The 22,933-nt window shown below is 69.9% G+C and carries 22 protein-coding genes and 1 tRNA gene; 6 read left to right on the forward strand and 17 right to left on the reverse strand.

The window, feature by feature from the left end; translation table 11 throughout:
• Positions 1-42 precede the first annotated feature (42 nt).
• Together OG828_RS17770 and OG828_RS17775 are read right to left on the reverse strand one after the other, a co-directional pair.
• Positions 43-116, reverse strand: a tRNA-Met gene (locus OG828_RS17770).
• 41 nt (positions 117-157) lie between these two features.
• Entirely contained in the window at positions 158-3,115 is a 2,958-nt protein-coding gene (locus tag OG828_RS17775) for a UPF0182 family membrane protein (protein WP_328504886.1), read from the reverse strand.
• A 164-nt stretch (positions 3,116-3,279) separates the two neighbouring features.
• Here OG828_RS17775 and OG828_RS17780 point away from each other — a divergent pair, with 164 nt between their 5' ends.
• Entirely contained in the window at positions 3,280-3,825 is a 546-nt protein-coding gene (locus tag OG828_RS17780) for a PPA1309 family protein (protein WP_328501686.1), read from the forward strand.
• Positions 3,826-3,847: 22 nt separating this feature from the next.
• On the opposite strand, the gene OG828_RS17785 is transcribed toward OG828_RS17780, so the two are convergent.
• The 4 genes from OG828_RS17785 to OG828_RS17800 all read right to left on the reverse strand — a co-directional run bounded on the left by OG828_RS17785 (position 3,848) and on the right by OG828_RS17800 (position 6,986).
• Positions 3,848-4,942: a YlbL family protein gene (locus OG828_RS17785; RefSeq protein WP_328357286.1), complete on the reverse strand. Its 1,095-nt coding sequence runs from the start codon at positions 4,940-4,942 to the stop codon at positions 3,848-3,850.
• A gap of 68 nt (positions 4,943-5,010) precedes the next feature.
• Complete coding sequence (locus OG828_RS17790; protein WP_328357289.1) at positions 5,011-5,175, reverse strand: hypothetical protein; 165 nt, start codon at positions 5,173-5,175, stop codon at positions 5,011-5,013.
• A gap of 119 nt (positions 5,176-5,294) precedes the next feature.
• A complete protein-coding gene (locus tag OG828_RS17795; RefSeq protein WP_328357292.1) occupies positions 5,295-5,756 on the reverse strand; it encodes a molybdenum cofactor biosynthesis protein MoaE in 462 nt (153 codons plus the stop codon).
• Positions 5,757-5,867: 111 nt separating this feature from the next.
• The gene (locus OG828_RS17800; protein WP_328357295.1) at positions 5,868-6,986 is read right to left on the reverse strand and encodes an SDR family oxidoreductase; all 1,119 of its coding nucleotides are present in this window, start codon (positions 6,984-6,986) and stop codon (positions 5,868-5,870) included.
• 191 nt (positions 6,987-7,177) lie between these two features.
• Here OG828_RS17800 and OG828_RS17805 point away from each other — a divergent pair, with 191 nt between their 5' ends.
• Both OG828_RS17805 and OG828_RS17810 read left to right on the forward strand, forming a co-directional pair.
• Positions 7,178-8,596 (forward strand): zinc-dependent metalloprotease, encoded by a 1,419-nt coding sequence (locus OG828_RS17805; protein ID WP_210572309.1) that lies wholly within the window; start codon positions 7,178-7,180, stop codon positions 8,594-8,596.
• Complete coding sequence (locus tag OG828_RS17810) at positions 8,593-9,108, forward strand: NUDIX hydrolase (protein WP_328501687.1); 516 nt, start codon at positions 8,593-8,595, stop codon at positions 9,106-9,108. Before OG828_RS17805 ends, OG828_RS17810 begins: the two co-directional genes overlap by 4 nt.
• Positions 9,109-9,159: 51 nt before the next feature.
• On the opposite strand, the gene OG828_RS17815 is transcribed toward OG828_RS17810, so the two are convergent.
• The 4 genes from OG828_RS17815 to OG828_RS17830 form a co-directional block, all read right to left on the reverse strand.
• Complete coding sequence (locus OG828_RS17815) at positions 9,160-9,915, reverse strand: AIM24 family protein (RefSeq protein ID WP_328357301.1); 756 nt, start codon at positions 9,913-9,915, stop codon at positions 9,160-9,162.
• Between the two features lie 14 nt (positions 9,916-9,929).
• A complete protein-coding gene (locus OG828_RS17820; protein ID WP_328357304.1) occupies positions 9,930-10,610 on the reverse strand; it encodes an AIM24 family protein in 681 nt (226 codons plus the stop codon).
• 13 nt (positions 10,611-10,623) lie between these two features.
• Positions 10,624-12,357, reverse strand: a complete 1,734-nt coding sequence (locus tag OG828_RS17825; protein ID WP_328501688.1) for a TerD family protein — start codon at positions 12,355-12,357, stop codon at positions 10,624-10,626.
• Between the two features lie 138 nt (positions 12,358-12,495).
• The gene (locus tag OG828_RS17830; RefSeq protein WP_210572299.1) at positions 12,496-13,092 is read right to left on the reverse strand and encodes a M48 metallopeptidase family protein; all 597 of its coding nucleotides are present in this window, start codon (positions 13,090-13,092) and stop codon (positions 12,496-12,498) included.
• Positions 13,093-13,321: 229 nt separating this feature from the next.
• Between OG828_RS17830 and OG828_RS17835 the strand changes: the two genes are divergently transcribed.
• Positions 13,322-14,536, forward strand: a complete 1,215-nt coding sequence (locus tag OG828_RS17835; RefSeq protein WP_328501689.1) for a ThiF family adenylyltransferase — start codon at positions 13,322-13,324, stop codon at positions 14,534-14,536.
• Complete coding sequence (locus OG828_RS17840) at positions 14,529-15,899, forward strand: ABC1 kinase family protein (protein WP_328501690.1); 1,371 nt, start codon at positions 14,529-14,531, stop codon at positions 15,897-15,899. The genes OG828_RS17835 and OG828_RS17840 overlap by 8 nt, the downstream gene beginning before the upstream one ends.
• Before the next feature lie 22 nt (positions 15,900-15,921).
• On the opposite strand, the gene OG828_RS17845 is transcribed toward OG828_RS17840, so the two are convergent.
• From OG828_RS17845 to OG828_RS17865, 5 genes are all read right to left on the reverse strand, one after another.
• Positions 15,922-16,131 carry a hypothetical protein gene (locus OG828_RS17845; RefSeq protein ID WP_328357320.1) on the reverse strand — a complete coding sequence of 70 codons (210 nt, stop codon included), beginning with the start codon at positions 16,129-16,131 and terminating at the stop codon, positions 15,922-15,924.
• A gap of 136 nt (positions 16,132-16,267) precedes the next feature.
• The gene (locus OG828_RS17850; RefSeq protein ID WP_210572291.1) at positions 16,268-16,591 is read right to left on the reverse strand and encodes a hypothetical protein; all 324 of its coding nucleotides are present in this window, start codon (positions 16,589-16,591) and stop codon (positions 16,268-16,270) included.
• Positions 16,588-16,956, reverse strand: coding sequence for a WhiB family transcriptional regulator (locus tag OG828_RS17855; RefSeq protein ID WP_188183286.1), 369 nt, complete (start codon positions 16,954-16,956; stop codon positions 16,588-16,590). The genes OG828_RS17850 and OG828_RS17855 overlap by 4 nt, the downstream gene beginning before the upstream one ends.
• Positions 16,957-17,129: 173 nt before the next feature.
• Entirely contained in the window at positions 17,130-17,456 is a 327-nt protein-coding gene (locus tag OG828_RS17860) for a hypothetical protein (RefSeq protein ID WP_328357330.1), read from the reverse strand.
• A 164-nt stretch (positions 17,457-17,620) separates the two neighbouring features.
• Positions 17,621-19,819: an ATP-dependent DNA helicase UvrD2 gene (locus OG828_RS17865; RefSeq protein ID WP_328501691.1), complete on the reverse strand. Its 2,199-nt coding sequence runs from the start codon at positions 19,817-19,819 to the stop codon at positions 17,621-17,623.
• Between the two features lie 182 nt (positions 19,820-20,001).
• On the opposite strand from OG828_RS17865, the gene OG828_RS17870 reads away from it, so the two are divergent.
• Positions 20,002-20,256, forward strand: a complete 255-nt coding sequence (locus OG828_RS17870) for a mycoredoxin (protein WP_328357336.1) — start codon at positions 20,002-20,004, stop codon at positions 20,254-20,256.
• A 165-nt stretch (positions 20,257-20,421) separates the two neighbouring features.
• Here the strand turns inward: OG828_RS17870 and nudC are convergent, their stop codons facing one another.
• A complete protein-coding gene (gene nudC, locus OG828_RS17880; RefSeq protein ID WP_328357339.1) occupies positions 20,422-21,366 on the reverse strand; it encodes an NAD(+) diphosphatase in 945 nt (314 codons plus the stop codon).
• Positions 21,367-21,511: 145 nt separating this feature from the next.
• Entirely contained in the window at positions 21,512-22,924 is a 1,413-nt protein-coding gene (locus tag OG828_RS17885) for a dipeptidase (RefSeq protein ID WP_328501692.1), read from the reverse strand.
• Positions 22,925-22,933 lie beyond the last annotated feature (9 nt).

Consider the following 22,933-nt stretch of genomic DNA (forward strand, 5'->3'; position numbering starts at 1 on the left):
GAAGGCCCGGATCCTTTTCAGGATCCGGGCCTTCGGTATCAGTAGCGGGGACAGGATTTGAACCTGCGACCTCTGGGTTATGAGCCCAGCGAGCTACCGAGCTGCTCCACCCCGCGCCGTTGTTCGGCAACCGTATCACGGCGCGGGACGGTCTCGATCAACTGCTGTCCGGGCTCCTGCTGGGACTGGGACTGCCGCTCGGAGTGGCGCTGGGACTGGGACTTGCGCCGCCGCTCCCGCCACCGGTGTCACCGGCCTTCGCCTGCGCGTCCTCGGCCCGCTGGAGCGCGTCCTGGAGGTCGTCCTGCGCCCGGCCGTACGCCTCCCAGTCGCCCTTCTTCAGGGCTTCCTGGCCGGCGTCGAAGGCCTCCTGGGCGTCGTTCAGCGCCTCTTGAACCGTCGGGTTGGTGGACGTCGGCGGCGGAGTCGTATCGCCCTCGTCCGGTGGTGGCGGGGGCTCGGTCGTCGCGCCCTCCGCTCCGAAGACCTTGTTGAGGGCCTGGTCGAGGGTGTCCTCGAAGGCGGTGTTGCCGCCGTAGGTCACCAACACCTTGCGCAGGAGCGGGTACTTCAGTCCACCACCACGGACGTAGACGGGTTCGACGTACAGCAGTCCCCCGTCCAGTGGCACCGTCAGCAGGTTGCCGTACTCGACTTCGGAGTCGCCGCCCTGCAGCAGCCTGATCTGTTCAGCGATGTCCTGTTCGGAGTTGAACTGGCTCTGGACCTGTTTGGGTCCGTTGACGGTCGTACTCGTCGGCAGTTTCAGAACTCTGATCTTGCCGTAGTCACTGGTGCCCGCCTCGGCGTCGACCGACATGAACGCGCTGAGGTTGTCCCGCCCGTTGGGCGTGAACGTCGTCGTCAGCGAGAAGGCCTGCGCCTGCTGATCGGGCATCTTCAGGCTCTGGTAGTACGGCGGCACCGCGTTGCCCGACTTGTTGGTCGGGTCGTCCGGCACCTGCCACACCTCGCTGCCGCTGAGGAACGTGTCCGCGTCCTCCACGTGGTAGCGGGTCAGCAGCTCACGCTGGACCTTGAACAGGTCCTGCGGGTACCGGAGATGGGCCATCAGGTCCTTGGAGATGTCGCTCTTGGACTCCACCGTGCCCGGGAACGCCTTCATCCACGTCTTCAGGACCGGGTCCTCGGTGTCCCACTGATAGAGCTTGACCTCGCCGGTGTACGCGTCGACGGTCGCCTTCACCGAGTTGCGGATGTAGTTGACCTGGTTCTGCTGGGCCACCACCGCGCGCGAGTTGTTGGTCGCGGTCAGCGAGTCGGCCGTCGAGGAACCGAGGGTCGTACGGGACGCGTACGGATAGCCGTTCGTCGTCGTGTACGCGTCGACGATCCACTGGATCTTGCCGTTCACCACCGCCGGATAGGCGTCGCCGTCGATGGTCAGCCAGGGGGCCACCGCCTCGACGCGCTCCTTGGGCGTGCGGTTGTACAGGATCCGCGAACCCTCGCCGATCGCACCGGAGTAGAGGATCTGCGGCTCGCTGAACGCCACCGCGTACGCCGCCCGGTTGACCGGGTTGGCGAGGTTGACGCCGCTCTTGGCCTTGTAGCTGTACGTCTTCTCGCCGCTGTCGTCGGAGTAGTCGATCTCCTTCTGGGGACCGCCGACGATCGAGTACTCGCTGGTCTTCTCGCCGTAGTAGACGCGCTGCTGATACGTCCCCAGCTCTCCCTTGGAGGGCAGGTCGGACTCCGTGAACACCGGGCGGCCCTCGGCGTCGACCTGAGTGCCCTTGGCCGCGACCACGCCGTACCCGTGGGTGTAGCGGAAGTGGTCGTTGATCCAGTTGTTCTTCGGAATGCCGTTGAGGTTCAGCTCACGCAGACCGATGACCGTGTCCTGGTCCTTGCCCTTCTCGCTGTAGCGGTCGACGTCCAGGTTGGTCGGGAACGAGTAGTAGTTCCTGATCTGTTGGAGCTGCTGGAACGTGGGCGAGACGACGTTCGGGTCCATGATGCGGATGCTCGCCGTGGCGTCGACGTCGTCCCGCAGCGTGGTCTTGTCCTGGGTCTTGCTCACACCGCTGTAGTCGGTGACCTTGGCGTCGTCGATGCCGTAGGCCTGCCGCGTCGCCTCGAGGTTCTTGTTGACGTACGGCGCTTCCTTGGCCTGCTCGTTGGGCTGGACCTGGAACTTCTGGACGATCGCCGGGTACAGGCCGCCGATGAGGATCGCCGACAGCACCATCAGGCCGAAGCCGATCAGCGGCAGCTGCCACGTGCGCCGCCACAGGGTGGCGAAGAACAGCAGCGCGCAGATGACGGCGATGCAGAACAGGATCGTCTTGGCGGGCAGATAGGCGTTCGCGTCGACGTAGCGGAGGCCGGTCCAGTTGTCGGTCGCCTTGAAGTCGCTGGACTTGACCGCGAGTCCGTACCGGTCGAGCCAGTACGCGACCGCCTTCAGGGCGACGAACGTGCCGATGAGCACCGACAGATGGCTGGTGGCCGCGGCGGTGGCGCGCGCACCCGGGCTGGTGATGCGCAGCCCGCCGTACAGGTAGTGCGTGAGCGCGGCGGCGATCAGGGAGAGGATCGCGGTGGCGAAGCCGAAGCCGAGCAGGAAGCGGTACCACGGCAGGTCGAAGGCGTAGAAGGCGACGTCGAGGTGGAACTGCGGGTCCTTCTGGTTGAAGGGCACGCCGTTGACCCACATCAGCCAGGTCCGCCACTGCCCCGACGCCGAAGCACCCGCGATCAGGCCGATCAGCGAAGTGATACCGAGCAGCAGCCACTTCTTGTACGGCGCGATGCCCATGCGGTAGCGGTCGAGGTTCTGCTGCTCCATCGACATGGCGCTCAGCGGCGGGCGCAGCCGGTGGGCCAGCCAGATGTTGAAGCCGACCGCGAGGGCCATCAGCAGACCGAAGACGAAGAACAGCCCGATCTTGGTCCACAGCGTGGTCGTGAACACGGACGAGTAGTTCACCGACCGATACCAGAGCCAGTCGGTCCAGAATCCCGCGAACATGGTGAACGCCATGCCGAGTACGGCTAGGACGCCCAGCGTCATGAGCAGGGTCCGGACCCGCCTGGACGGGCGGCCCACTCTGATCCGTGGCCCCGTCGGGCCTCCGCCGCGGTCCGGCATCTGGAAAGCCAAGGTGTGCACCTCGAAGGTCGCTGTTGGTCTGTCGGGCCCCCGTGTTCGCGGGCCGTCCGAAGGGCCCCGTGATCGTAGGCCCTCACCTATGCAACTTACTCACGCTTTACTCGGTTCCCGATTCGGGTGGGGAACGAGGCAGGATTGTGACTATGTCCAACACTCCCATGGCAGCGAGCCCCCTGACCCGGGCCGTACTCGAGATCGACGAGTACGTCTCCGGCCTCGGCTGGGACCAGCCCGCGCGCCTCTTCGCCCTCGTAGACACCGCCCGGTTGCGGGCCGAACAGCCCTCGCTCGCGGACCGGCTCGGCCTGGGGGACGAGCAGGAGACCACCTCCGGTCTCACTCCGATCGAGCAGGACGAGATTCCAACGGGCAAGCCGCTCGACGAGTTCCTTGCCACCATCGCCTGGCCCGACGCGGTGGTCGGCTGCGCGCTCAGCGTGGAACGCCTGATGCTGCCGCCGTCGGCCGAAGCGTCTGTTCCGGAAGGCATGAGCGAGCAGAAGCTCGCCCAGTGGGTCGCCGACCACCCGAAGCGCCAGGAGGTCCGGATGACGGTCGCGGTCCTGCGCGGCGGCGACCGCGAATCGGCCCTGAGGCTGCGTGAGAAGGACGCGCCGACGGAGGTCCTCACCGGTTCCGATCTGGTGCCGGGGCTGGCTCAGGCGCTGGCGGCGACGTTCGAGGAGTAGCTGGGTCGGCTACCTCGGTCGGCTACTTCGTCGTGCACTTCGGCAGATCGGCGGTGTCGCCGCTGCGGATGTCCTTGAGGGCGCCGAGGGCATCGTCGATGGTCTTCACCTTGACCAGGGTGAGGCCGTCGGGGGTGTCGCCGGCGGCGGCCGCGCAGTTGTCGGCGGGCGTCAGGAAGTACTGGGCGCCCTTCTCGCGCGCCCCGACCGTCTTCATCTCGATGCCGCCGATCGGACCGACCTTGCCGGCGTCATCGATGGTGCCCGTCCCGGCGACGAACGACCCGCCGGTGAGGCTGCCCGGCGTGAGCTTGTCGTAGATGCCGAGCGCGAACATCAGACCGGCGCTCGGCCCGCCGACGTCGGCGAGCTTGATGTCGATGGTGAACGGGAAGGTGTGGTCGGTCCCGGCGGAGATGCCGACGATGGCGCGCTCCTCGCCGGTGTCGTCGGACTTCGCGGTCCGTATGGTGACCTTCTCCGTCTTGGTCGCCGCCCGCTGTTCCTTCTCCGCGGCGGTCTGTTCCTCGGCGGGCACGATGGTGAAGGCGACATCCTCACCGGGCTTGTGCTTGGTCACCAGTTCGGCGACGTCCTCGGGCTTCTTCACGGTCGTCCCGTCGACGGCCTTGATCACATCGCCGGCGTGCAGCCTGCCCTCGGCCGGGGAGTCCTTGAGGACGGTCGAGACGATCACCCAGGACTTCACCGGGACGTCCAGCGCCTTCAGGGCGGCGACCTTGGCGCTCTCCTGGGACTGGCTGAACTCCTCGGCGTTCTCCTGGGTGGACTCCTCCTCGGTCTTGCCGTCCGGGTAGATCGTGTCGTGCGGCACGATCTTGTTGTCGTGCGCGAGCCAGCCGTAGACCGCCTCGACAAGGTTCATCCGGTAGTCGGCGCTGGTGACCCGCACCGTGGTCATGTTCAGATGCCCGCTCGTCTCGTACGTCTTCCGCCCGGAGATCTGCAGCACCGGCTCGCCGTCGTGGTCCCCGAGCGTGTTCACCGTCGGTCCCGGCGACATCTCCGAATACGGCACGGTGATGAAGACTCCGGCGCACAGGAGCGCTATCAGCAGCAGGGTGGAGGCGAGCATCGTCGCAGTGCGGCGTGGCATGGAACGACAGTACGGGACGCCGCTGTCAGCGGACCGTCAGGGCCGTCCGTCCGGGCGGCCGGCCCTTGTCACGTACGGGTGCGGGGCTTCTCCATGGCCTCGCGGAAGCGCGCGTACCCGTCGAGCTCGGGGCCGTCACCCCGCGTCTTCCGGGTCCGGTTGGCCCAACTGCCCCACAGACCGGCACCGATCGCAGCCACAAGCGGAATCAGCAACCAGGCGAGTGCCGCCATGCCGTCCTCCCATCCCCATGAGCGACCGCAACTGACTGATCAGCAGATTAACCAGCTGCACGGACAACGCTCACGCCGGGGGTCGGGTTACGCAACCGGAAGGGTGGCCCGGTGTTCGGTCAGCAGGCGCCGACCCACTCCTCGGTGCCGTCTGAGAACTTCTGGTGCTTCCAGATCGGCACTTCGTGCTTGAGGTCGTCGATGAGCTTCCGGCACGCCTCGAAGGCCTCACCCCGATGCGGGCACGAGACGGCGACGACGACGGCGAGGTCCCCCACCTTGAGGTCCCCGACCCGGTGCACCGCCGCGAGCGCGCGCACCGGGAACTCGGCGACGACCTTCTCGGCGATCCGCCGCATCTCGGCCTCGGCACTGGGATGGCACGAGTACCCGAGCTCATCGACATCGGTGCCCCCGTCGTGATTCCGCACGGTCCCGACGAACAGAGCGGTCCCGCCGGCGGCGTCGTCCCCGACGGCCTTGAAGACCTCGTCGAGGGAGAGGGCCGTCTCCCGGATGGCGATCAGCTGGATGGGATCGTGCGCCGCCTGCTCACCGGGGTGATCGTTCGTGGGTGCCATGCCTCCATCGTGCCCCACGCCACTGACAACCCGGAAGGGAACTTTCACCCGGCACGCGCGCGTGGAGCTTCGGAGCCTCCTACAGGCACCTGGTCCGGGCACTCGTATGCGTCAGACCCGACGCCGGGCCTTCCGGGCCCGCCGCACCACGGCCGCCGCACCCAGCAGCGCCACCGTCGCACCCGCGGCGCCCGCAGCCGTCGCGTCCTTCCGGCCCAGCCGCCGCCCGACGACCGTGCGCCGACCGGAGACCTCCTCCAGCAGCTCCGCGAGGACCTCCTCATTGGTCCACTGCGGCCGCCACCCGGCGTCATGCAGCCGGCTCCCGCTCACCACCCACGGATACATCGTGTAGGCCAGATCCCCCGCCGGGGACGGCGTGAGCCCGATCCGGTGCAGCCGGGCCGCCGCGCCCAGCGCGACCGTGGACGGCAGCTCCATCCGCCGGATCCCGCTCAGCTCCTCGACCTCCTCCTGCTCCAGCCACCCGTCGCACCCGACGGCCAGCTCCCCGTCGACCTTCTCCAGGACGGCGTACTCCAGAGCGCTGCACAGATCCTCGACATGACAGAACTGCCAGGCGGGCCGGGACCCGGCGACGACAAGCAGCCGAGGCGACTCGAAGTACCTGGTCAGCGCGGTGTCGGTGCCTCCGACCAGCACCGAGGGCCGGACCACGGTGACATTGAGCCCCGGATGCGCCCGCGGGGCCCGTCGCGCGAGCCGCTCGATCTCCAGCAGATCCCCGACCCCGGTCGCCTCGGCCGTGGCCCGCAGCTCCGCGTCCTCGGACAGCGGCAGCTCGTTGTCGGGCAGCGCGCCGTAGACCATCGCCGACGTGCACACGACCACCCGGTGCACCCCGGCCGCCGCCGCGGCGGTCAGCACGGTCTGTGTCCCCCGGACGTTGTAGGCCGTTCGGGCCGCGGCGTCGGTCTCCAGATCCAGGTCGAGCGCCAGATGCACCACCACGTCCGCGCCCCGCAGCTTGTCCGCGATCGCCGGATCCCGCACGTCGAGGATGTGCCACTGGGCACCGGCGCACTCGCCGCGCCGCTCATCGATCGCGATGACCTGTTTGATCTCCTCGGACGCGGCGAGCCGCTCGGTGAGCAGGGCACCGATGCCGGAGGCGGCACCGGTGACCGCGACGACGGGCCCGCGCAGAGCGGACGCGGGCGTGGTTGAGTGGTTTCGCGCTGCGCGAACCTGTGGATCTGGGGAACTCACCGGGCGTCTCCAGCGGTTGTCTTCAGTACGAACGCGAGCGACGCGTGCGTACCAGGTGCATCCATCCTGCCGCAGGCCACGAGTCGGCGGAGCACCGAGGCCCGAACGGCCCCGGGTGTCTACGCTGGGTGGTGTTATCGGGCAGTCGTGCCGCCGGAGCCAACCGGTGGCCTTAACAGCCGAGGAATCCCGTGAGTGACACCCCATTCGGATTCGGCCTTCCGCCGGAGGAGCCGGAAGACGGCGACGAGGGCAAGAAGAAGGACCAGGAGAGCGGTGGTGGTCAGGGCCCGGCCAACCCGTTCGGTTTCGGCGGGCTGCCCGGAGCTTCAGGCCCGGGTGCGGACAATCCGTTCGCGGCCATGTTCGGCTCGCTGAACCCCACCGACCTGGGCGCCGCGTTCCAGCAGCTCGGCCAGATGCTCTCGTACGAGGGCGGGCCGGTGAACTGGGACATGGCCAAGCAGATCGCCCGCCAGACGGTCTCCCAGGGCACGGCGGACGGCGTCAAGGACGCGAGCGTCGGCCCCGCCGACCGCACCGCGGTCCAGGAGGCCGTCCGCCTGGCCGACCTGTGGCTCGACGACGCGACCTCGCTGCCGTCCGGCGCGGGCACCGCCGTGGCGTGGAGCCGCGCGGAGTGGGTCGAGGCGACCCTGCCCGCGTGGAAGGAGCTGGTCGACCCGGTCGCCGAGCGCGTCGGCGCGGCCATGGGCGACGTCCTGCCGGAGGAGATGCAGGCCATGGCGGGCCCGCTGATCGGCATGATGCGCTCCATGGGCGGCGCCATGTTCGGCACGCAGATCGGGCAGGCCGTGGGTGTGCTCGCGGGCGAGGTCGTCGGCTCGACCGACATCGGCCTGCCGCTCGGCCCGGCCGGCAAGGCCGCGCTGCTGCCCGTGAACATCGAGGGGCTGGGCAAGGACCTCGGTGTGCCGAAGGAGGAGGTGCGGCTGTATCTCGCCCTGCGCGAGGCCGCCCACCAGCGCCTCTTCGCGCATGTGCCGTGGCTGCGCTCGCACCTGTTCGGCGCAGTCGACGGGTACGCGCGCGGGATCAAGGTCGACACCGCCAAGCTGGAGGACGTGGTCGGCCAGTTCGACCCGCAGAACCCCGAGCAGCTGCAGGACGCCCTCCAGCAGGGCATGTTCCAGCCGGAGGACACGCCCGAGCAGAAGGCGGCCCTGGCCCGTCTCGAGACGGCTCTGGCGCTCGTCGAGGGCTGGGTCGACGCGGTGGTGCACGCCGCCGCGAAGCCCCGCCTGTCGTCCGCCGACGCACTGCGGGAGACCCTGCGCCGCCGCCGTGCCACGGGCGGCCCCGCCGAGCAGACCTTCGCCACTCTGATCGGCCTCGAGCTGCGCCCCCGGCGCCTGCGCGACGCCTCCCGCCTGTGGGCCTCGCTCACGGACGCACGCGGTGTCGACGGCCGGGACGCCCTGTGGGCCCACCCGGACATGCTGCCGACGGCCACCGACCTGGACGACCCCGACGGCTTCGTGCACCGCGAGCAGCTCGACTTCTCCGAGCTGGACAAGATGCTCGGCGAGGCCGCGGACAAGCCCGACCTCAAGAAGCGGGACAAGAGCGAGGACGACGACACCGAGTGAGCCTGTACGACGACGCGGTCCTCGTGCTGAAGGGGTACGAGGGCCAGGAAGAGCTGCGCCAGGCATACCTGGACCATCTCGCGGCACACCCGGACGGCATGTGGACGGCCTGCGAGGACGGGCACATCACGGCGAGCGCGCTGGTGATCGACCCCGCGCGCGGGCGGGTCCTGCTGACCCTGCACAAGAAGATGCGGAAGTGGCTGCAGATGGGCGGCCACTGCGAGCCGCAGGACACCTCTCTGCAGGCCGCCGCGCTGCGCGAGGCGACCGAGGAGTCCGGTGTCGCGGGGCTGACGCTGCTGCCGGGCGGCCCGGTGCGCCTGGACCGGCATGCCACGCCCTGCGCCTGGCACCTCGACGTGCAGTACGCGGCGGTTGCTCCGGCCGGGGCCGTGGAAGCAATCAGCGACGAGTCGCTCGACCTGCGCTGGTTCGCCTACGACGAGGTGGCGACCGTAGCGGACGAGTCGGTCGTACGACTGCTGGAAGCGACGCGCGCCAGGCTGTGAACGCGTAAGGGGCGACCGCCATGGTGGTCACCCCTTACCCGTTCCGTGCGGTCAGCTCCAGGCGTTGCCCTGGTTCTGGCCGCGTGCCCCCTGCTGTCCCATGCCGAACTGCGCGGCGGCGCCCGAGCCGACCTGGGCGTTCTGCGGCGGCAGCAGCTCGCTGGGCTGGACGAGGGCGTAGCCGCTGCCCATGAAGCTGAGCTCCCAGCCCTCACCGGTGTTGCCGCGGCGCCGCCAGATCCCGGAGGAGTGCGTCTGGGCCTGCATCTGCACACGCAGGGAAGTCGACCAGGCGACGATGGCGTCGGCGTCGCAGTTGACGTACTTGTCGGGTGTCACCTGCATCATCAGCGGGGCGCCCGAGGTCATCAGCGCGACCTTGCCGCGGCCTGTGATGTTGAGCTGGTACTTCCCGGAGCCGGAGATGCCGTAGAGGCTGTCGACGGCGATGACCTCGTGGTGCAGCGAGGAGTCCATGGCGAGGACGTAGCTGCTGTCGACGGTCAGCCCGTCGTGGTCCACCTCCATCACATGGACGTGCTGCGCGAGGTTGGCGAGGTAGACCGTGCCCTGCCCGTGACAGCGCATCAGGTCCAGGCCCTCGCCGGTGCGGGCACGCGCGCGTCCCTGATTGCGGCTCTGGTACTCGGCGTCGAACTCGATGAGGCCCTGGTAGGCGACCATCGTGCCCTTGCGGGCGAGGAGATCCTCGTGACCGTCCACGGCGACGCGGAGCATCTGCTTGTTCTGCAGGCTCCAACGCTCCTGGGTCTGCTGGTCGTTGTAGGCGAAAAGCGGACTCTGCATGGTGGTGCTCCCCCTCAGCCCCGGACCCGGAGACGGTCGGTGCTGTCCTCGCTGGGCTGGACGACGACGATGCCCTGGCCGGAGAAGGCCATCTGGAAGGCCTCACCGCTGCCCCGGCCGATGAGCGACTGCGCCTTGAAGCTGCGCTTGCCCTTCACCTTGAGGTTCGGGGACCAGGCGACGAGCGCGTCCGGGTCGACGTACGTCTCGTCCTCGCCACCGCCGCAGTCGACGACGATCGGCTTGCCCCGGGAGGTCAGCGCGACCCAGCCCTGCCCGGAGATCTTGGTGTTCCACAGGCCCTGCCCGGCGAACTTCGCCAGCCCCTTGACCCGCTCGACGCCCCAGGTGAGGTGGGCGTCGAAGGCGAGCAGATTGGTGGCGTTGACGGAGATCCCGTCGCCGTTGAGGTTGATCACGACGACGTTGGCGCCGTAGTCGGCGAGGTAGAGCAGGCCGTCGCCGGAGGCTTTCATCAGGGGCGCGCCCTCGCCGGTGGCCCAGTCGCGGGCGATCTGGCGGACGGCGGGCGGGTTGGGCTCGTACTGGACGAACCCCTCGTAGGCGACCATCGACCCCACGCGCGCGAGGAGGTCGTTTCCGGTCTGCATGGCGACCTTCAGCATGTGGTTGCCGTGGTTCTCCATGCGGGCGGTGACGGGTGCGGGAGCGTAGCCCGCGAGCGGCTGGTTCATGACGGGCTCTCCCTCAGATCTCGTACGGCTGGACGACGATGAAGTTGCCGGGAGCGCCGCGGAACTGGAGGTTGACGCTCTCCCCGGTGTCGCCGGGGTAGGAGTTGCGGCGCATCCGGACCTGGCTGGAGACGACCACCTGGGCGGCGGACGACCAGGCGACCACGGCGTTGCAGTCCGCGAACGTCGTGGGCGTGACCGGCAGCACCACGGGCGTGCCGTGCGTCTTCACGATGATCGTGCCGGTCCCGGTGAACTGCATCGTGAACAGCGCGCCTCCGGGGATGCCGTGTCCCTCGATACGGCGGACCTCGTGCTGGAGGCCCTCGTCGAAGGCGAGGACGTTCTCGGCGGAGACACAGATGCCGTCGCCCTGGAGCTCGATGGGGTGCAGCATGGTGGAACTCTCGGCGAGGAACACCTGGCCCTGGCCGGTACAGCGCATCAGCTGCATCTCCTGGCCGGTCGCGTTGCCCGCGATCCGGCCGGCGAAGCCCGCGCTCTTGTAGCTGAAGTCGACCTTGCCCTGGTAGAGCACCATGCTGCCCTGCCGGGCCAGAACCGGCTGCCCGCCGATGCCGAGGTCGACGCGGATCATCTTCTTGTTCTGCTGCGTCCAGCGCTGTCCGGTGGGCGTCTCCTTGAACTTCTGGAGCGCGGCGGTGACACCGGGGGCCTGCGGGGTGCCCTGAGGAGCGCCGTGCGGGGCTGCCTGCTGGCCCGGGGCCTGCCCGAACTGCGGCTGCTGTCCATAGCCCGGGGGCGGGGTCGGCTGACCGTAGCCGGGCGGCGGCGTGGGGGCTTGCGGTGCCTGGGGGGCCTGCGGTGCCTGGGGCTGGGCGTAGCCGGGCGGCAGCGGGGCGCTCTGGCCCGGGGCCTGGCCGTACGGCGGCTGCTGCTGGCCGGGGGGCTGTCCGTAGGGCGCCGGGGCGGGGGCAGGGGGCGGCACCTGGGCGCCGCCAGGCGGTGTCATCGGGGCGACGATGGTGGGCGCGGCGTGCACGGAGGGTGCGGGCGCCGGGGGCTGGGGTGCTGCCGGCGGCGTGGCCGAGGGCGGGGGCGCGAAGCCCTGCGCGGCGGGCTGCGGTGCCGGAGGCGCCGGGGCGGGTGCCGGGGTGGACGGGGCGCCGAAGGCGGGCGGCGCGGTGGCCTGCGCGGGCGGCGCGAAACCGGGAGCCGCACCGGCCTGGGCCTGTGGCTGCGGCTCGGGCGTCTCCTCTTCGAGGACCTCGCCGCCGAAGTTCTTCAGCAGCGCGTCGAGGCCGCCGTCGAAGCCCTGACCGACCGCGGCGAACCGCCAGACGTCCTTCAGGTAGAAGTCGCCCAGCATCACGGCCCGTTCGGTGGTGAACTCCGAGCCGCTGAAGGGATAGCGGGCCACTTCCTCGCCACCGGCGACGATGCGGATGTATCCGGGGGCGATCTGCGACAGCTGACCGGCGCCGTCCAGCGTCGCCGTGAAGGACAGCTTCTGGATCTGCGGCGGGATCCTGTCGAGCGTGACCCGGAAGGACTCCGTGTCGCCGGCCTGCGCCCCCAGCAGTTGGATGGACTCCTCGGGGGACTTCGGCTGGTTGAAGAAGATGAAGTACCGGTCGTCCGAGAGCCGTTCGTCGGCGTCGAGGCCGAAGCAGCTGATGTCGAAGCTCAGCCCGGGGCCCGAGATCTGCACACCTACGTACAGATCCGTGCCCGCGGTGAGGTCACTGATCTTGGCCTTGTGGCCGCGTTGGAATTCCCTGGCCATGCGTAACGACCGTCCCCCATCCCGAATACGAGTGCGTCGCGTCAGGCTAACTGCAAACTCGGACACCGGACGAAGTCGGTACAGACCCGGTACACAATCACCCTTCGGCGGCGCCTCGGGCGCCGTCGGCGGGAGTGGTCACTCGGTGCGCGCGCCGGGGAGATGCGGCAGCCGGTCGGCGGCGACCACCCCTTCGAGATAGCCGCGGGCCCGCTCGGTCCGCGGGTACGCCTCCAGCAGGCGCCAGAACCGGGGCCCGTGTCCGGGGACCAGCAGATGCGCGAGCTCATGGAGCAGGACGTAGTCGACGACGTACTCGGGCATGCCCTGCAGCCGGTGCGAGAGCCGGATACTGCCCTCGGCCGGGGTGCACGAGCCCCAGCGTGTGTTCTGGTTGGTGACCCAGCGCACGGACGTAGGCCGGGCGCGACCGCCGAAGTACTGGTCCGAGAGCCGTTCCGCCCGCTCCGCGAGCTCGGCGTCGCCCAGCTGCCGCTTGCTCTCCTGGGCGGCGAGCTTGTCGAGCATGACGTTGACCCAGCGCTGCTCCTCCGCCTCGGACATCCGGGCGGGAATGAGCACGACGGTGCGATCGCCCTCGCGGTACGCGGAGACCGTCCTGCGTCTGCGGGCGCTCCGGCGCACCTCGATCGCGCTCGCCACCGGGCCGCTCGGCGGCGGGCTCGTCGTACTGCGCTGTGGAGTTCCGGCGCGGTGCAGTGGGTCGGCGGACACGCCCCGACGTTACCCGCTGCACATGGGGGAAGTCCCGACTCCGGGACGGTTCGATTCCGATCCCTCACCAGGCGTCTGATTTGTACGAAGAATATCCACCGCCTGTGGACAACTTTCGGCGTCCGGCCGCGGGGGCGGGCATGCTGGCACTCGTCGGCGGAGCACTGACCACGCCTCTCCGACGAACGGAGACGTACGGGGATCTTTCACGGGGCTACGGGGGCCTGACATGCATCCGATGGTGAAGCCCGCGCTCAGGCGCGGCTGGCGCGACCTCAACACCGTGCAGTTCGGGATGACACCGGCGCACGCGATGACGCTGGGTCCGATGGACACGGCGACGGGAAGCTTTCTCGATCTGCTCAACGGCACGCGCGGACTCCCACTGCTGCGCGAGGTGGGCCGGCGAATGGATCTGCCGGACGGACATGTCGACGAGCTGGTTGGGCGGCTGGCGCGGTCCGGCCTCGTCGACGACGCGTCAGGCGGCGGCCCGGCGGCCGAGGCACTGCGCAAGAAGAAGGAGGTCCTGGACCGGCTGCGCCCCGATCTGGCCTCCCTGACCCTGACCACCTCCGCACCGGGCGACGCGATGCGGCAGCTGGCGGCCCGCCGCTCCCTGCGGGTCCAGGTGCGGGGCGCCGGCCGGGTGGGAGCGGTGCTCGCCTCCCTGCTGTCGGGCGCCGGCGTCGGAGAGGTGGACGTACTCGACGGCGGCACCGTCGAGCCCTGGGACATCGCACCGGGTGGCCTGCCCGCCGAGTCGGTCGGCGACCGCAGAGCCGAAGCGGCCCGCCGGGCCGTACGCCGGGCGGCACCGGACAGGCCGCCGCGCCGCGGCCCGCAGCCCCCGCTCGAGGACGGCGACCCGGGATTCTCCCTGGTCGTCCTCGCGCCACGGGACGACGTCGGTGTGCACGCCCCCGTCCCCGCCACCGCCGAGCCGCTGATCACCTCCGGCACGCCTCATCTGTACGCCGGAGTCGTGGAGGGAACCGGCGTGGTCGGCCCTCTCGTCCTGCCCGGGGAGACCAGCTGTGCGGGCTGTCTGCACGAAGGGCGCACAGACCGGGATCCGGCCTGGCCACGCCTGGTGGCCCAGTGGCGCTCGGGGAAACAACGGCAGGTGGGACCCTGCGATCTGGCGCTGGCCACCACAGTCGCCGGGCTTGCCGCCACACATGCGCTCGCCTTCCTGGACGGCCATCTGCCGTCGACCGCCGGCGCCCGCTGGGAGGTGTCCCTGCCCGGCCTCCACTGGCATGCGCGGCCGATCTGGGCCCATCACGCATGCCCCTGCGGCGCCGCGGAGAAAGCTAAGGGGGCACACTCCTCGGAGGACGAGAACTCACACGAGACAATGGCAGAGCAACAACCGTCGAAGGAGTTTCGCCGTACGACACACGCGGCGCGGCTGGCTGGGACCTGGAGGGCGCATGTCTGATCTTCCCCGGAAGGCGGTCACCCGGACCGCCAAGCTCGCCGCGCTCCCGCTCGGCTTCGCCGGGCGGGCCACCTGGGGACTGGGCAAGCGGATCGTCGGCGAGTCCGCGGAGATCGTCGGCCGCGAACTGCAGCAGCGCACCGCGGAGCAGTTGTTCAAGGTCCTCGGCGAGCTGAAAGGCGGGGCGATGAAGTTCGGGCAGGCCCTGTCCGTCTTCGAGTCCGCGCTGCCCGAGGAGGTCGCCGGGCCCTACCGGGCGGCGCTGACCAAGTTGCAGGACGCGGCCCCACCGATGCCGACGCGCACCGTGCACGCCGTGCTCTCGGAGCGGCTCGGCGAGGAGTGGCACGACCTGTTCCTCGAGTTCGAGGACAAGCCCTCCGCGGCAGCCTCGATCGGCCAGGTGCACCGGGGAGTGTGGCAGGACGGCCGCGAGGTGGCGGTCAAGGTGCAATACCCGGGCGCCGGAGAAGCCCTGCTGTCCGATCTGAACCAACTGAGCCGTTTCGCCCGCCTGTTGGGCCCGCTCATCCCGGGGATGGACATCAAGCCCCTCATCGCGGAGCTGCGCGACCGGGTCTCGGAAGAGTTGGACTACGGCCTGGAAGCGCAGGCCCAGCAGGCGCACGCCGAGGAGTTCACGGACGACCCGGACGTCGTGGTGCCCGAGGTGGTCCACCAGTGTGAGCAGGTTCTGATCACCGAGTGGATGGACGGCATCCCCATGTCGGAGATCATCTCGGAGGGCACCCAGGACCAGCGCGACCGGGCCGGCCAGCTCCTGGCCCGCTTCCTCTTCTCCGGCCCGGCCCGCACCGGCCTCCTGCACGCCGACCCGCACCCGGGCAACTTCCGGCTCCTGCCCGGCGGTCCCGACGGCGAGGACGACTGGCGCCTGGGCGTGCTGGACTTCGGCACCGTGGACCGCCTCCCGGGCGGACTGCCGACCCCGATCGGCGACTCCCTGCGTATGACGCTGGACGGCGAGGCGGACGCCATCTATGAACTGCTGTGCACGGAGGGCTTCGTCAAGGACTCGATAGACCTGGACCCCGACGCCGTCCTCGACTACCTCCTGCCGATCATCGAACCGGCCCGTGTGGACGAGTTCACCTTCACCCGCGGCTGGATGCGCAGCCAGGCGGCCCGAGTCGCCGATCCGCGTTCCCCCGCCTACCAGTTGGGCAAGCAGCTCAATCTGCCTCCGGCGTATCTGCTGATACACCGGGTGACCCTCAGCACGATCGGCGTGCTGTGCCAGCTGGGAGCGACGGTGCGACTGCGCGAGGAACTGGAGGAGTGGCTGCCGGGGTTCATGCCTGAGGAGATCCTGGACGAGGAGGATTCGGCGGCGGAGGCGTAAGCGGCGGCGGTGTGAGCCGGGCTCACCACCAGGCCGAGTCCAGCCGCCCCTCGATGGCTCTGAGGTTCTCGCGGGAGCAGGTGTCGCAGAAGTAGTGGCGGGTGCCGTTCTCCACGGAGCAGGTCCAGGTGGGCCGGGGAACCGAGGCACGGGTGCCGCAGCGGGCACACACGAGAGAGGTCGGCTCCGCGCCGGCACCGCCGTTGTCACTGCCTCCGGGAAGACTCGTCACCCGGTGACGATATCGCCGTGGCCGGCGGATCTGCGGGCACAACGCACCGCGGGGGCCGGTCCGTTCGGACGGACCGGCCCCCGCGGGAAAGCTCTCGCCCCCCTGTTCGGGAGGCCACCGCTTCAGGTGTTCTCGATCACTGCATGACGGCCATGGCGAGCGCACGGCGGGCGCGCAGCGACGCGCGCTCCGCCCGGCGCTGCATCCGGCGAGCGGCCACCAGGCGCAGGGCCTGGCGTTCCCGCTCGGCCTCGTACAGGCGCTCGTGCATATGCGCACGAGCCATGGCTTCTGGGATGAGTTGCATCTCTCGGGTCCTGTTCTGACGCGAGTCGATCGCGCCGGTGGTGGTGACGTCTTCGATCGCGGAGCCGGCGGGCTCGTTGGTGGACGGCTTCATCGGGGCCTGCTTCTTGGGGTCGTGCGTGAGGGGGCGGTCGATCGTTCCTGCGGTGTTCATGCCGTGACCGGGTTCTTGCGCGGGCGGCCACGCGGCCGCTTCCGGGCGACGACGACACCCTGGACGAACAGCTCGCCACCCCAGACGCCCCAGGGCTCACGCCGCTCCTTGGCGCCGGCGAGGCAGGCCTCGATCAGCGGGCAGGTGCGGCAGAGGGACTTGGCGTACTCGACGTCCGCCGGCGACTCGGCGAAGAAGACCTCCGGGTCGTAGGAACGGCAGGGGACGGGCACGCCGAGGTTCTCGATGGCGTCGTCCAGCGCGGTGAGCGCGGTGAGCGGGGTCAAGGTGGAGTCCTCCGTGAGGCCGGGCTTGGGGATCGTGTCGGAAGGCGGTACGGACGGGGCGTGCGCTTCGAGTTGCACGGTTCGTCTTCCTCGTCTGGTCGGTCCGGCCCTGTTGGGCCGGTGGTCGGCTGGTACCGGGTTCTTTTCTTGTCCCGAGGCCCCTTCGCTCCGCCGTCCCTGGTCGGGGACAAACAGAAGGGCCGCGGATCCCGGATGGGGTTCCGCGGCCCTGAAGGCGCCGGCCTGATCAATCAGGCTGGATCACTCCAGGGTTCTGGCCCACGGAAGGCCCACATCTGGTGGTGCTGCGTCGTCTGCTTCCGGAATCCGGCACCGGTCGCCGCAAGGGCATAGGCCTTGGCCTGTGCCACTACAGCCGCTTCCAGTGCCATGACCGGTCGCTCATTGCGCTCGCTCACGGGAAGGCCCGCAGGAGACACCGAGGACGCCGGGCGCGCGGCACGAATGCCGGACAGACCGGTGCCCGGGTTGGAGGCGCCGAGCATGCACAGGGAGGCGACGACCGAGCGATCGGTCATTTTCACGGTGCTGATGAAGCTGGTGTTGATGCTGATCACTGGACTCGCCTCCTTTCGGCGTCTGGGGGACTGGGGTGAGCCAGTCCGACGGAAATGCAAGTACAACACGGAATCAGGGCCTCCGAGAAGGCCTCCGTCCCCGTGGCTAAGAACCTATGGGGATTGCTGGGGCATGCGCAAACTATTTTTCCGACGAGTTGGTTTCAGCCCTCGTCTTCCTCTCCCGGCCCCTCCCGGCCTGCGCAGATGGCCAGCACATCGGCGCCGTAGCGGTTGAGCTTGCGCACCCCCACGCCCGGGATCCGCGCCAACTCGCCGTCGTCGTCGGGCACGGCCTCGGCGATGGCCATCAGCGTCTTGTCGGTGAAGACGCAGAAGGCGGGCTGGCCGCTGCGCTGCGCCTGTTCCGCACGCCACTCACGCAACCGCTCGTAGAGGCCCTCGTCCATGTCGGAGGGGCAGTCCTCGCAGCGCATCAGCTTCATCTCGCCGGCCTCGGTGAGGGTGCGTCCGCAGACTCGGCAGCGGGCCGGGCTGCGCTGTCTGCGTCTCGGCGCGACGGCCGGCGTGCTGGTGGTGAAGCCACGCTCGACGCCACCGGCGCCGACCGTCGCGGCGCGGCCGGCGATGGTGGTCGAACCGGGGCGCAGCCCGTCGAGGAAGGGGCTGGGCTTGCGGTTCGGGCGGCCGCCGGGCGAGCGGGACAACGCCCAGGAAACATGGAGCTGTTCTCGAGCGCGGGTCACGCCGACATAGAGGAGCCGGCGTTCCTCCTCGATCTGCTCCTCCGTCTTCGCATAGGTGATCGGCATCATGCCGTCGGCCACGCCCACCAGGAAGACGACGTCCCACTCCAGGCCCTTGGCCGAGTGCAGGGAGGCGAGCGTGACGCCCTGCACGGTCGGGGCGTGCTGGGCGTTCGCCCGCTCGTCGAGCTCCGCGACCAGGTCGCCGAGGGTGGCGCCGGGGCTGGCGGCGGCGAAGTCCACCGCCAGGTTCACCAGGGCGGCCAGGGACTCCCACCGCTCTCTGACGGCACCGGACCCGGCCGGGGGATGCGGCGTCCAGCCCTCGCCGGAGAGCACGGCACGCACCTGGGAGGGGAGGTCGACCGCGTCGTCGAGCAGGGAGTCGTTGCCGCCGAAACGGGCCGCGCCCCGCAGGGCGATGCCCGCCTTACGGACCTCGGGCCGGTCGAAGAACCGCTCGGCGCCCCGCAGCTGGTAGGACACCCCGGCGTCGGCGAGGGCCTGTTCGTAGGTCTCGGACTGGGAGTTCGTACGGAACAGGATCGCGATCTCGCTCGCCGGGACACCGGCGTCGATGAGCTCTCGGATACGACGGGCGGCGCCTTCTGCCTCGGCGGGCTCGTCGTCGTACTGGGTGTAGGCGGGCTCGGGGCCCGGGGCTCGCTGGGAGATCAGCTCCAGGCGGTGATCGGCTGCGCGTCCGCGGGCCTGGGCGAGCAGGCCGTTGGCCAGGTGGACGACCTGTGGGGTGGAACGGTAGTCACGGACCAGCTTGACCACGGTGGCGCCGGGGTGGCGGGTGCGGAAGTCGAGCAGATGGTCCGGGGTTGCTCCTGTGAACGAGTAGATCGTCTGGCTGGCGTCGCCGACCACGCACAGGTTCTCCCGGTCGCCGAGCCACAGCTCCAGCATGCGCTGCTGGAGCGGGCTGACGTCCTGGTACTCGTCGACCACGAAGTGCTGGTACTGGGCGCGGACCTGCTCGGCGATGTCGTGCCGGTCCTGGAGGACGGCGACGGTCAGCAGCAGGACGTCCTCGAAGTCGATGACGGCGCGACTGCGCTTGACGTCCTCGTAGGCGGAGTAGAGCTGGGCGATCTCGGCCGGGTGACGGGGGATCTCGCGGCCGGACTTGGCGGCGGCGGCAGCGTAGTCGGCGGGGACGGTCTGGGTGACCTTGGACCACTCGATCTCGGCGGTGACGTCCCGCAGCTCGCCGCGGTCGAGGCGGATGCTGCAGGCAGCGGCCGCGTCGGCCACCAGTTGGATCTTGCGGTCGACGAGCCGGGGCATGGAGCCGCCGATCGCCTTCGGCCAGAAGTACTGCAGCTGGCGCAGGGCTGCCGAGTGGAAGGTGCGGGCCTGGACCCCGGCGGCGCCGAGCTGGCGCAGCCGGCCGCGCATCTCCCCGGCGGCACGGTTGGTGAAGGTGACGGCCAGCACACTGGAGGGCTGGAGAATTCCGGCGCGCACCCCATAGGCGATGCGGTGGGTGATCGCCCGTGTCTTGCCCGTGCCTGCGCCCGCCAGCACACAGACCGGGCCCTGCAGGGCGGTCGCCACCTCGCGCTGCTCGGGGTCGAGCCCTTCGAGCACCGCGTCGGCCGAGCCCGGTGCCTGCGGGAAGAGCGTGGAGTGCGTTGCTGCTGTCACACCGCCATGCTGCCAGGTCACCGGAGACGGGTGAGCCGGTTGTCCACAGGCAGGCACCCGCAGTCGTACTAATGCGGCAGGCGTCACGTGCGGACGGATACCCCCCGCGGGAATGGCGGCGCGGTCGCGTACGTTCCCTTCCTGCGACCACCCGTCCCCGACCGCCGAGGAGCGCGAGAGACATGCCGGGCACTGTGACGATGTACAGCACCACGTGGTGCGGCTACTGCCGTCGGCTGAAGAGCCAGATGGACCGCGAGGGCATCGCGTACAACGAGATCAACATCGAGCAGGACCCGGAGTCGGCCGCCTTCGTGGAGAAGGCGAACGGCGGGAACCAGACGGTGCCCACGGTCTTGATCATTGCCCCCTCGGGCAATGAGTCGGTCATGACCAACCCGAGCCTTGCCCAGGTGAAGGCCGCTCTCGCTACCTGAGAGCTGAGGAACCCCAGACCGTGCCCACCGTGCTGTTCCCGGACGGCTCGACGCTCACGAACCCTTCGCTGGCCCAGGTCAAGCAGAAGATCGGCGCGTAACAGGGGAATGCAGGAAGGCGGTCCCGAGACAGCTCGGGACCGCCTTCCTGCGTATCAGAACACGTCAGAAAACGCTGCGCGTCGGCAGTGGCTTGCCGTACCAGAGCTCGATGAGGCGGGCCGCGATCGAGATGCCGTACGGCGGGAGGACCTCGCCGGAGTCGAAGGCGGCGCGCAGCTCGTCGCGGGTGAACCAGCGGGCCTCGTGGATCTCGTCGCCGTCGACCTCGATGTCGGTCGTGGTGGCGCGCGCCATGAAGCCGAGCATCAGGCTGGACGGGAAGGGCCAGGGCTGGCTGGCGACGTATTCGACCTGGCCGACGGTGATGCCGGCCTCCTCGAAGACCTCGCGGCGCACGGACTGCTCGATGGACTCGCCGGGCTCGACGAAGCCGGCGAGCGTGGAGAAGCGGCCCTCGGGCCAGTGCACCTGGCGGCCGAGCAGGATGCGGTCCTCTGCATCGGTGACGGCCATGATCACGGCCGGGTCGGTGCGCGGGTAGTGCTCGGCGCCGCAGGCCGGGCAGCGGCGGATGTGGCCGGCCGCGGCGATGACCGTGCGCTCGCCGCAGCGGGAGCAGAAGCGGTGGGTGCGCTGCCAGTTCTCCAGACCGACCGCGTGCACCATCAGGCCTGTGTCGCGCGGTGACAGCAGCAGCCCCGCCTCGCGCAGCCCCGCCGCGCGCGCGGACTGGTCGATGCGGCCGGGGAGGGCGTCCTTCTGGAGGGCGAAGTAGCTGACGCCGTCCTCGTCGATGCCGAGGAAGTAGCGGTGTGCCTCGGTGAGGGGGGCTTCGAAGGAGGGGGTCATGACGAGTTCGGTGCGCCCGTCGGGCGTCTCGTCGATGAGGACCTGACCGCCGGAGACCACGAAGCAGCGGGTCGTGGGGTGGCTCCATGCCGCCGCGAGCCAGGCCTCGTCGAGCCGGTGGTGGGCGGCGCGGTCGATGCCGCTGGGGGTGGTGAGCGAGATGGGTCGGTCGGCGGTGTGGTCGGTCCAGGTGGTCACGGGTGCTTCCAACTCCCCCGGTGCAGCGGATTGTTTCGGCGAGCGGTTCGACGGAACCTGCGGCGGGTGGTGACGGCTTGATGGTGCGGGGGCGGCCTCTCCAGTGTGCCCCGCGCGGGGCACACCTCCGGGTGGTGCGGAGGGCTCAGGGAGCATGGCGCCAGTTGTCCGCGAGGTCGGCCCACAGATATGCGCTGGTCTCGACGCCTTTGAGGAGCAGATCCAGCTCGACCTTCTCGTTCGGGGCGTGCCAGCCGTCGGACGGGACGGAGATGCCCAGGAAGAGCACGGGAGCGCCGAGCACTTCCTGGAGGTCGGCGGCCGGTCCCGAGCCGCCGACGCGTGTGAAGAGGACCGGTCTTTCGAAGGCTCGGCTCATGGCGCGGGCCACAGACTGCAGCGCCGGGTGGTCGAGCGGCGTGAGGCACGGACGCGTGGCGGCGGCGAAGGTGATCTCGTGCCGGATTCCGGCGGGCACCTGGTCGGCGGCCCAGGCACGCACGGCCTGCTCGATCCGCTCGGGGTCCTGCCCTGTGACGAGCCGGAAGGAAAGCTTCACCATCGCGGACGACGGAATGATGGTCTTGCTTCCGGGCCCCTGGTAGCCACCCCCGATGCCGTTGACCTCGGCGGTGGGGCGGGCCCAGATCCGCTCCAGGGTGGTGTGCCCGGCCTCGCCCTGGGTGGCGTACGACTTGGCCGTGCGCAGCCACTGCTCCTCGTCGAAAGGCAGCTCGGCGAAGAGTTCGCGCTCCCGGTCGGTGAGTTCGACGATGCCATCGTAGAAGCCGGGGATCGTCACGCGCGCGTGGTCGTCGTGCAGCGCGGCTACGAGGCGGGCGGCGGCGGTCGCCGGGTTGGGGACGGCGCCGCCGAAGGCACCGGAGTGGATGTCCTGGTCGGGGCCGTGGAACTGGATCTCGCACTCGGCGAGGCCGCGCATGCCGGTGCACACGGTGGGGGTGTGCTCGTCCCACATGCTGGTGTCGGAGACGATCACGGCATCGGCCGCGAGCCGGTCCGCGTGCTCCTCGACGAGGGCGCGGAAGTGCGGGGAGCCGGACTCCTCCTCGCCCTCGATCAGCAGCTTGAGGTTGACGGCCGGGGTGGCGCGGCCCGTCGCGGCGAGGTGCGCGCGGACGCCGAGTGTGTGGAAGAACACCTGGCCCTTGTCGTCGGCAGCCCCGCGCGCGTAGAGGCGGTTTTCGCGGACGACCGGCTCGAAGGGGTCGCTGTCCCAGCCGTCCTCGCGGGCGGCGGGCTGGACGTCGTGATGGCCGTAGACCAGGACCGTGGGCGCCTCGAGGTCGTCGGCGGGCCACTCGGCGAAGACGGCGGGTGCCCCGGGTGTCTGCCAGACCTCGGTCGTGGGGAAGCCGGTCTCCTTGAGCTTGGCGGCGAGCCAGTCGGCGCTGCGGCGCACGTCCGCCGCGTGGTCGGGCTGCGCCGACACGGACGGGATGCGCAGCCACTCGGCGAGGTCGTCGAGGAAGGCGGTGCGGTGCTGCTCGATGTGCGTGCGGACGGCGCTGACGGCACTGTCAACGGACTGGCTCATGGTCACGAG

The sequence above is a fragment of the Streptomyces sp. NBC_00457 genome (assembly GCF_036014015.1).
Classification (GTDB): domain Bacteria; phylum Actinomycetota; class Actinomycetes; order Streptomycetales; family Streptomycetaceae; genus Streptomyces.

What these genes read in the sequence shown, in the direction of transcription:
- OG828_RS17775 (WP_328504886.1), bottom strand. Translation starts at nt 3,115, where the DNA reads ATGCCGGACCGCGGCGGAGGCCCGACGGGGCCACGGATCAGAGTGGGC.
- OG828_RS17780 (WP_328501686.1), top strand. Translation starts at nt 3,280, where the DNA reads ATGTCCAACACTCCCATGGCAGCGAGCCCCCTGACCCGGGCCGTACTC.
- OG828_RS17785 (WP_328357286.1), bottom strand. Translation starts at nt 4,942, where the DNA reads ATGCCACGCCGCACTGCGACGATGCTCGCCTCCACCCTGCTGCTGATA.
- OG828_RS17790 (WP_328357289.1), bottom strand. Translation starts at nt 5,175, where the DNA reads ATGGCGGCACTCGCCTGGTTGCTGATTCCGCTTGTGGCTGCGATCGGT.
- OG828_RS17795 (WP_328357292.1), bottom strand. Translation starts at nt 5,756, where the DNA reads ATGGCACCCACGAACGATCACCCCGGTGAGCAGGCGGCGCACGATCCC.
- OG828_RS17815 (WP_328357301.1), bottom strand. Translation starts at nt 9,915, where the DNA reads ATGCAGAGTCCGCTTTTCGCCTACAACGACCAGCAGACCCAGGAGCGT.
- OG828_RS17820 (WP_328357304.1), bottom strand. Translation starts at nt 10,610, where the DNA reads ATGAACCAGCCGCTCGCGGGCTACGCTCCCGCACCCGTCACCGCCCGC.
- OG828_RS17825 (WP_328501688.1), bottom strand. Translation starts at nt 12,357, where the DNA reads ATGGCCAGGGAATTCCAACGCGGCCACAAGGCCAAGATCAGTGACCTC.
- OG828_RS17835 (WP_328501689.1), top strand. Translation starts at nt 13,322, where the DNA reads ATGCATCCGATGGTGAAGCCCGCGCTCAGGCGCGGCTGGCGCGACCTC.
- OG828_RS17840 (WP_328501690.1), top strand. Translation starts at nt 14,529, where the DNA reads ATGTCTGATCTTCCCCGGAAGGCGGTCACCCGGACCGCCAAGCTCGCC.
- OG828_RS17850 (WP_210572291.1), bottom strand. Translation starts at nt 16,591, where the DNA reads ATGAACACCGCAGGAACGATCGACCGCCCCCTCACGCACGACCCCAAG.
- OG828_RS17870 (WP_328357336.1), top strand. Translation starts at nt 20,002, where the DNA reads ATGCCGGGCACTGTGACGATGTACAGCACCACGTGGTGCGGCTACTGC.
- OG828_RS17885 (WP_328501692.1), bottom strand. Translation starts at nt 22,924, where the DNA reads ATGAGCCAGTCCGTTGACAGTGCCGTCAGCGCCGTCCGCACGCACATC.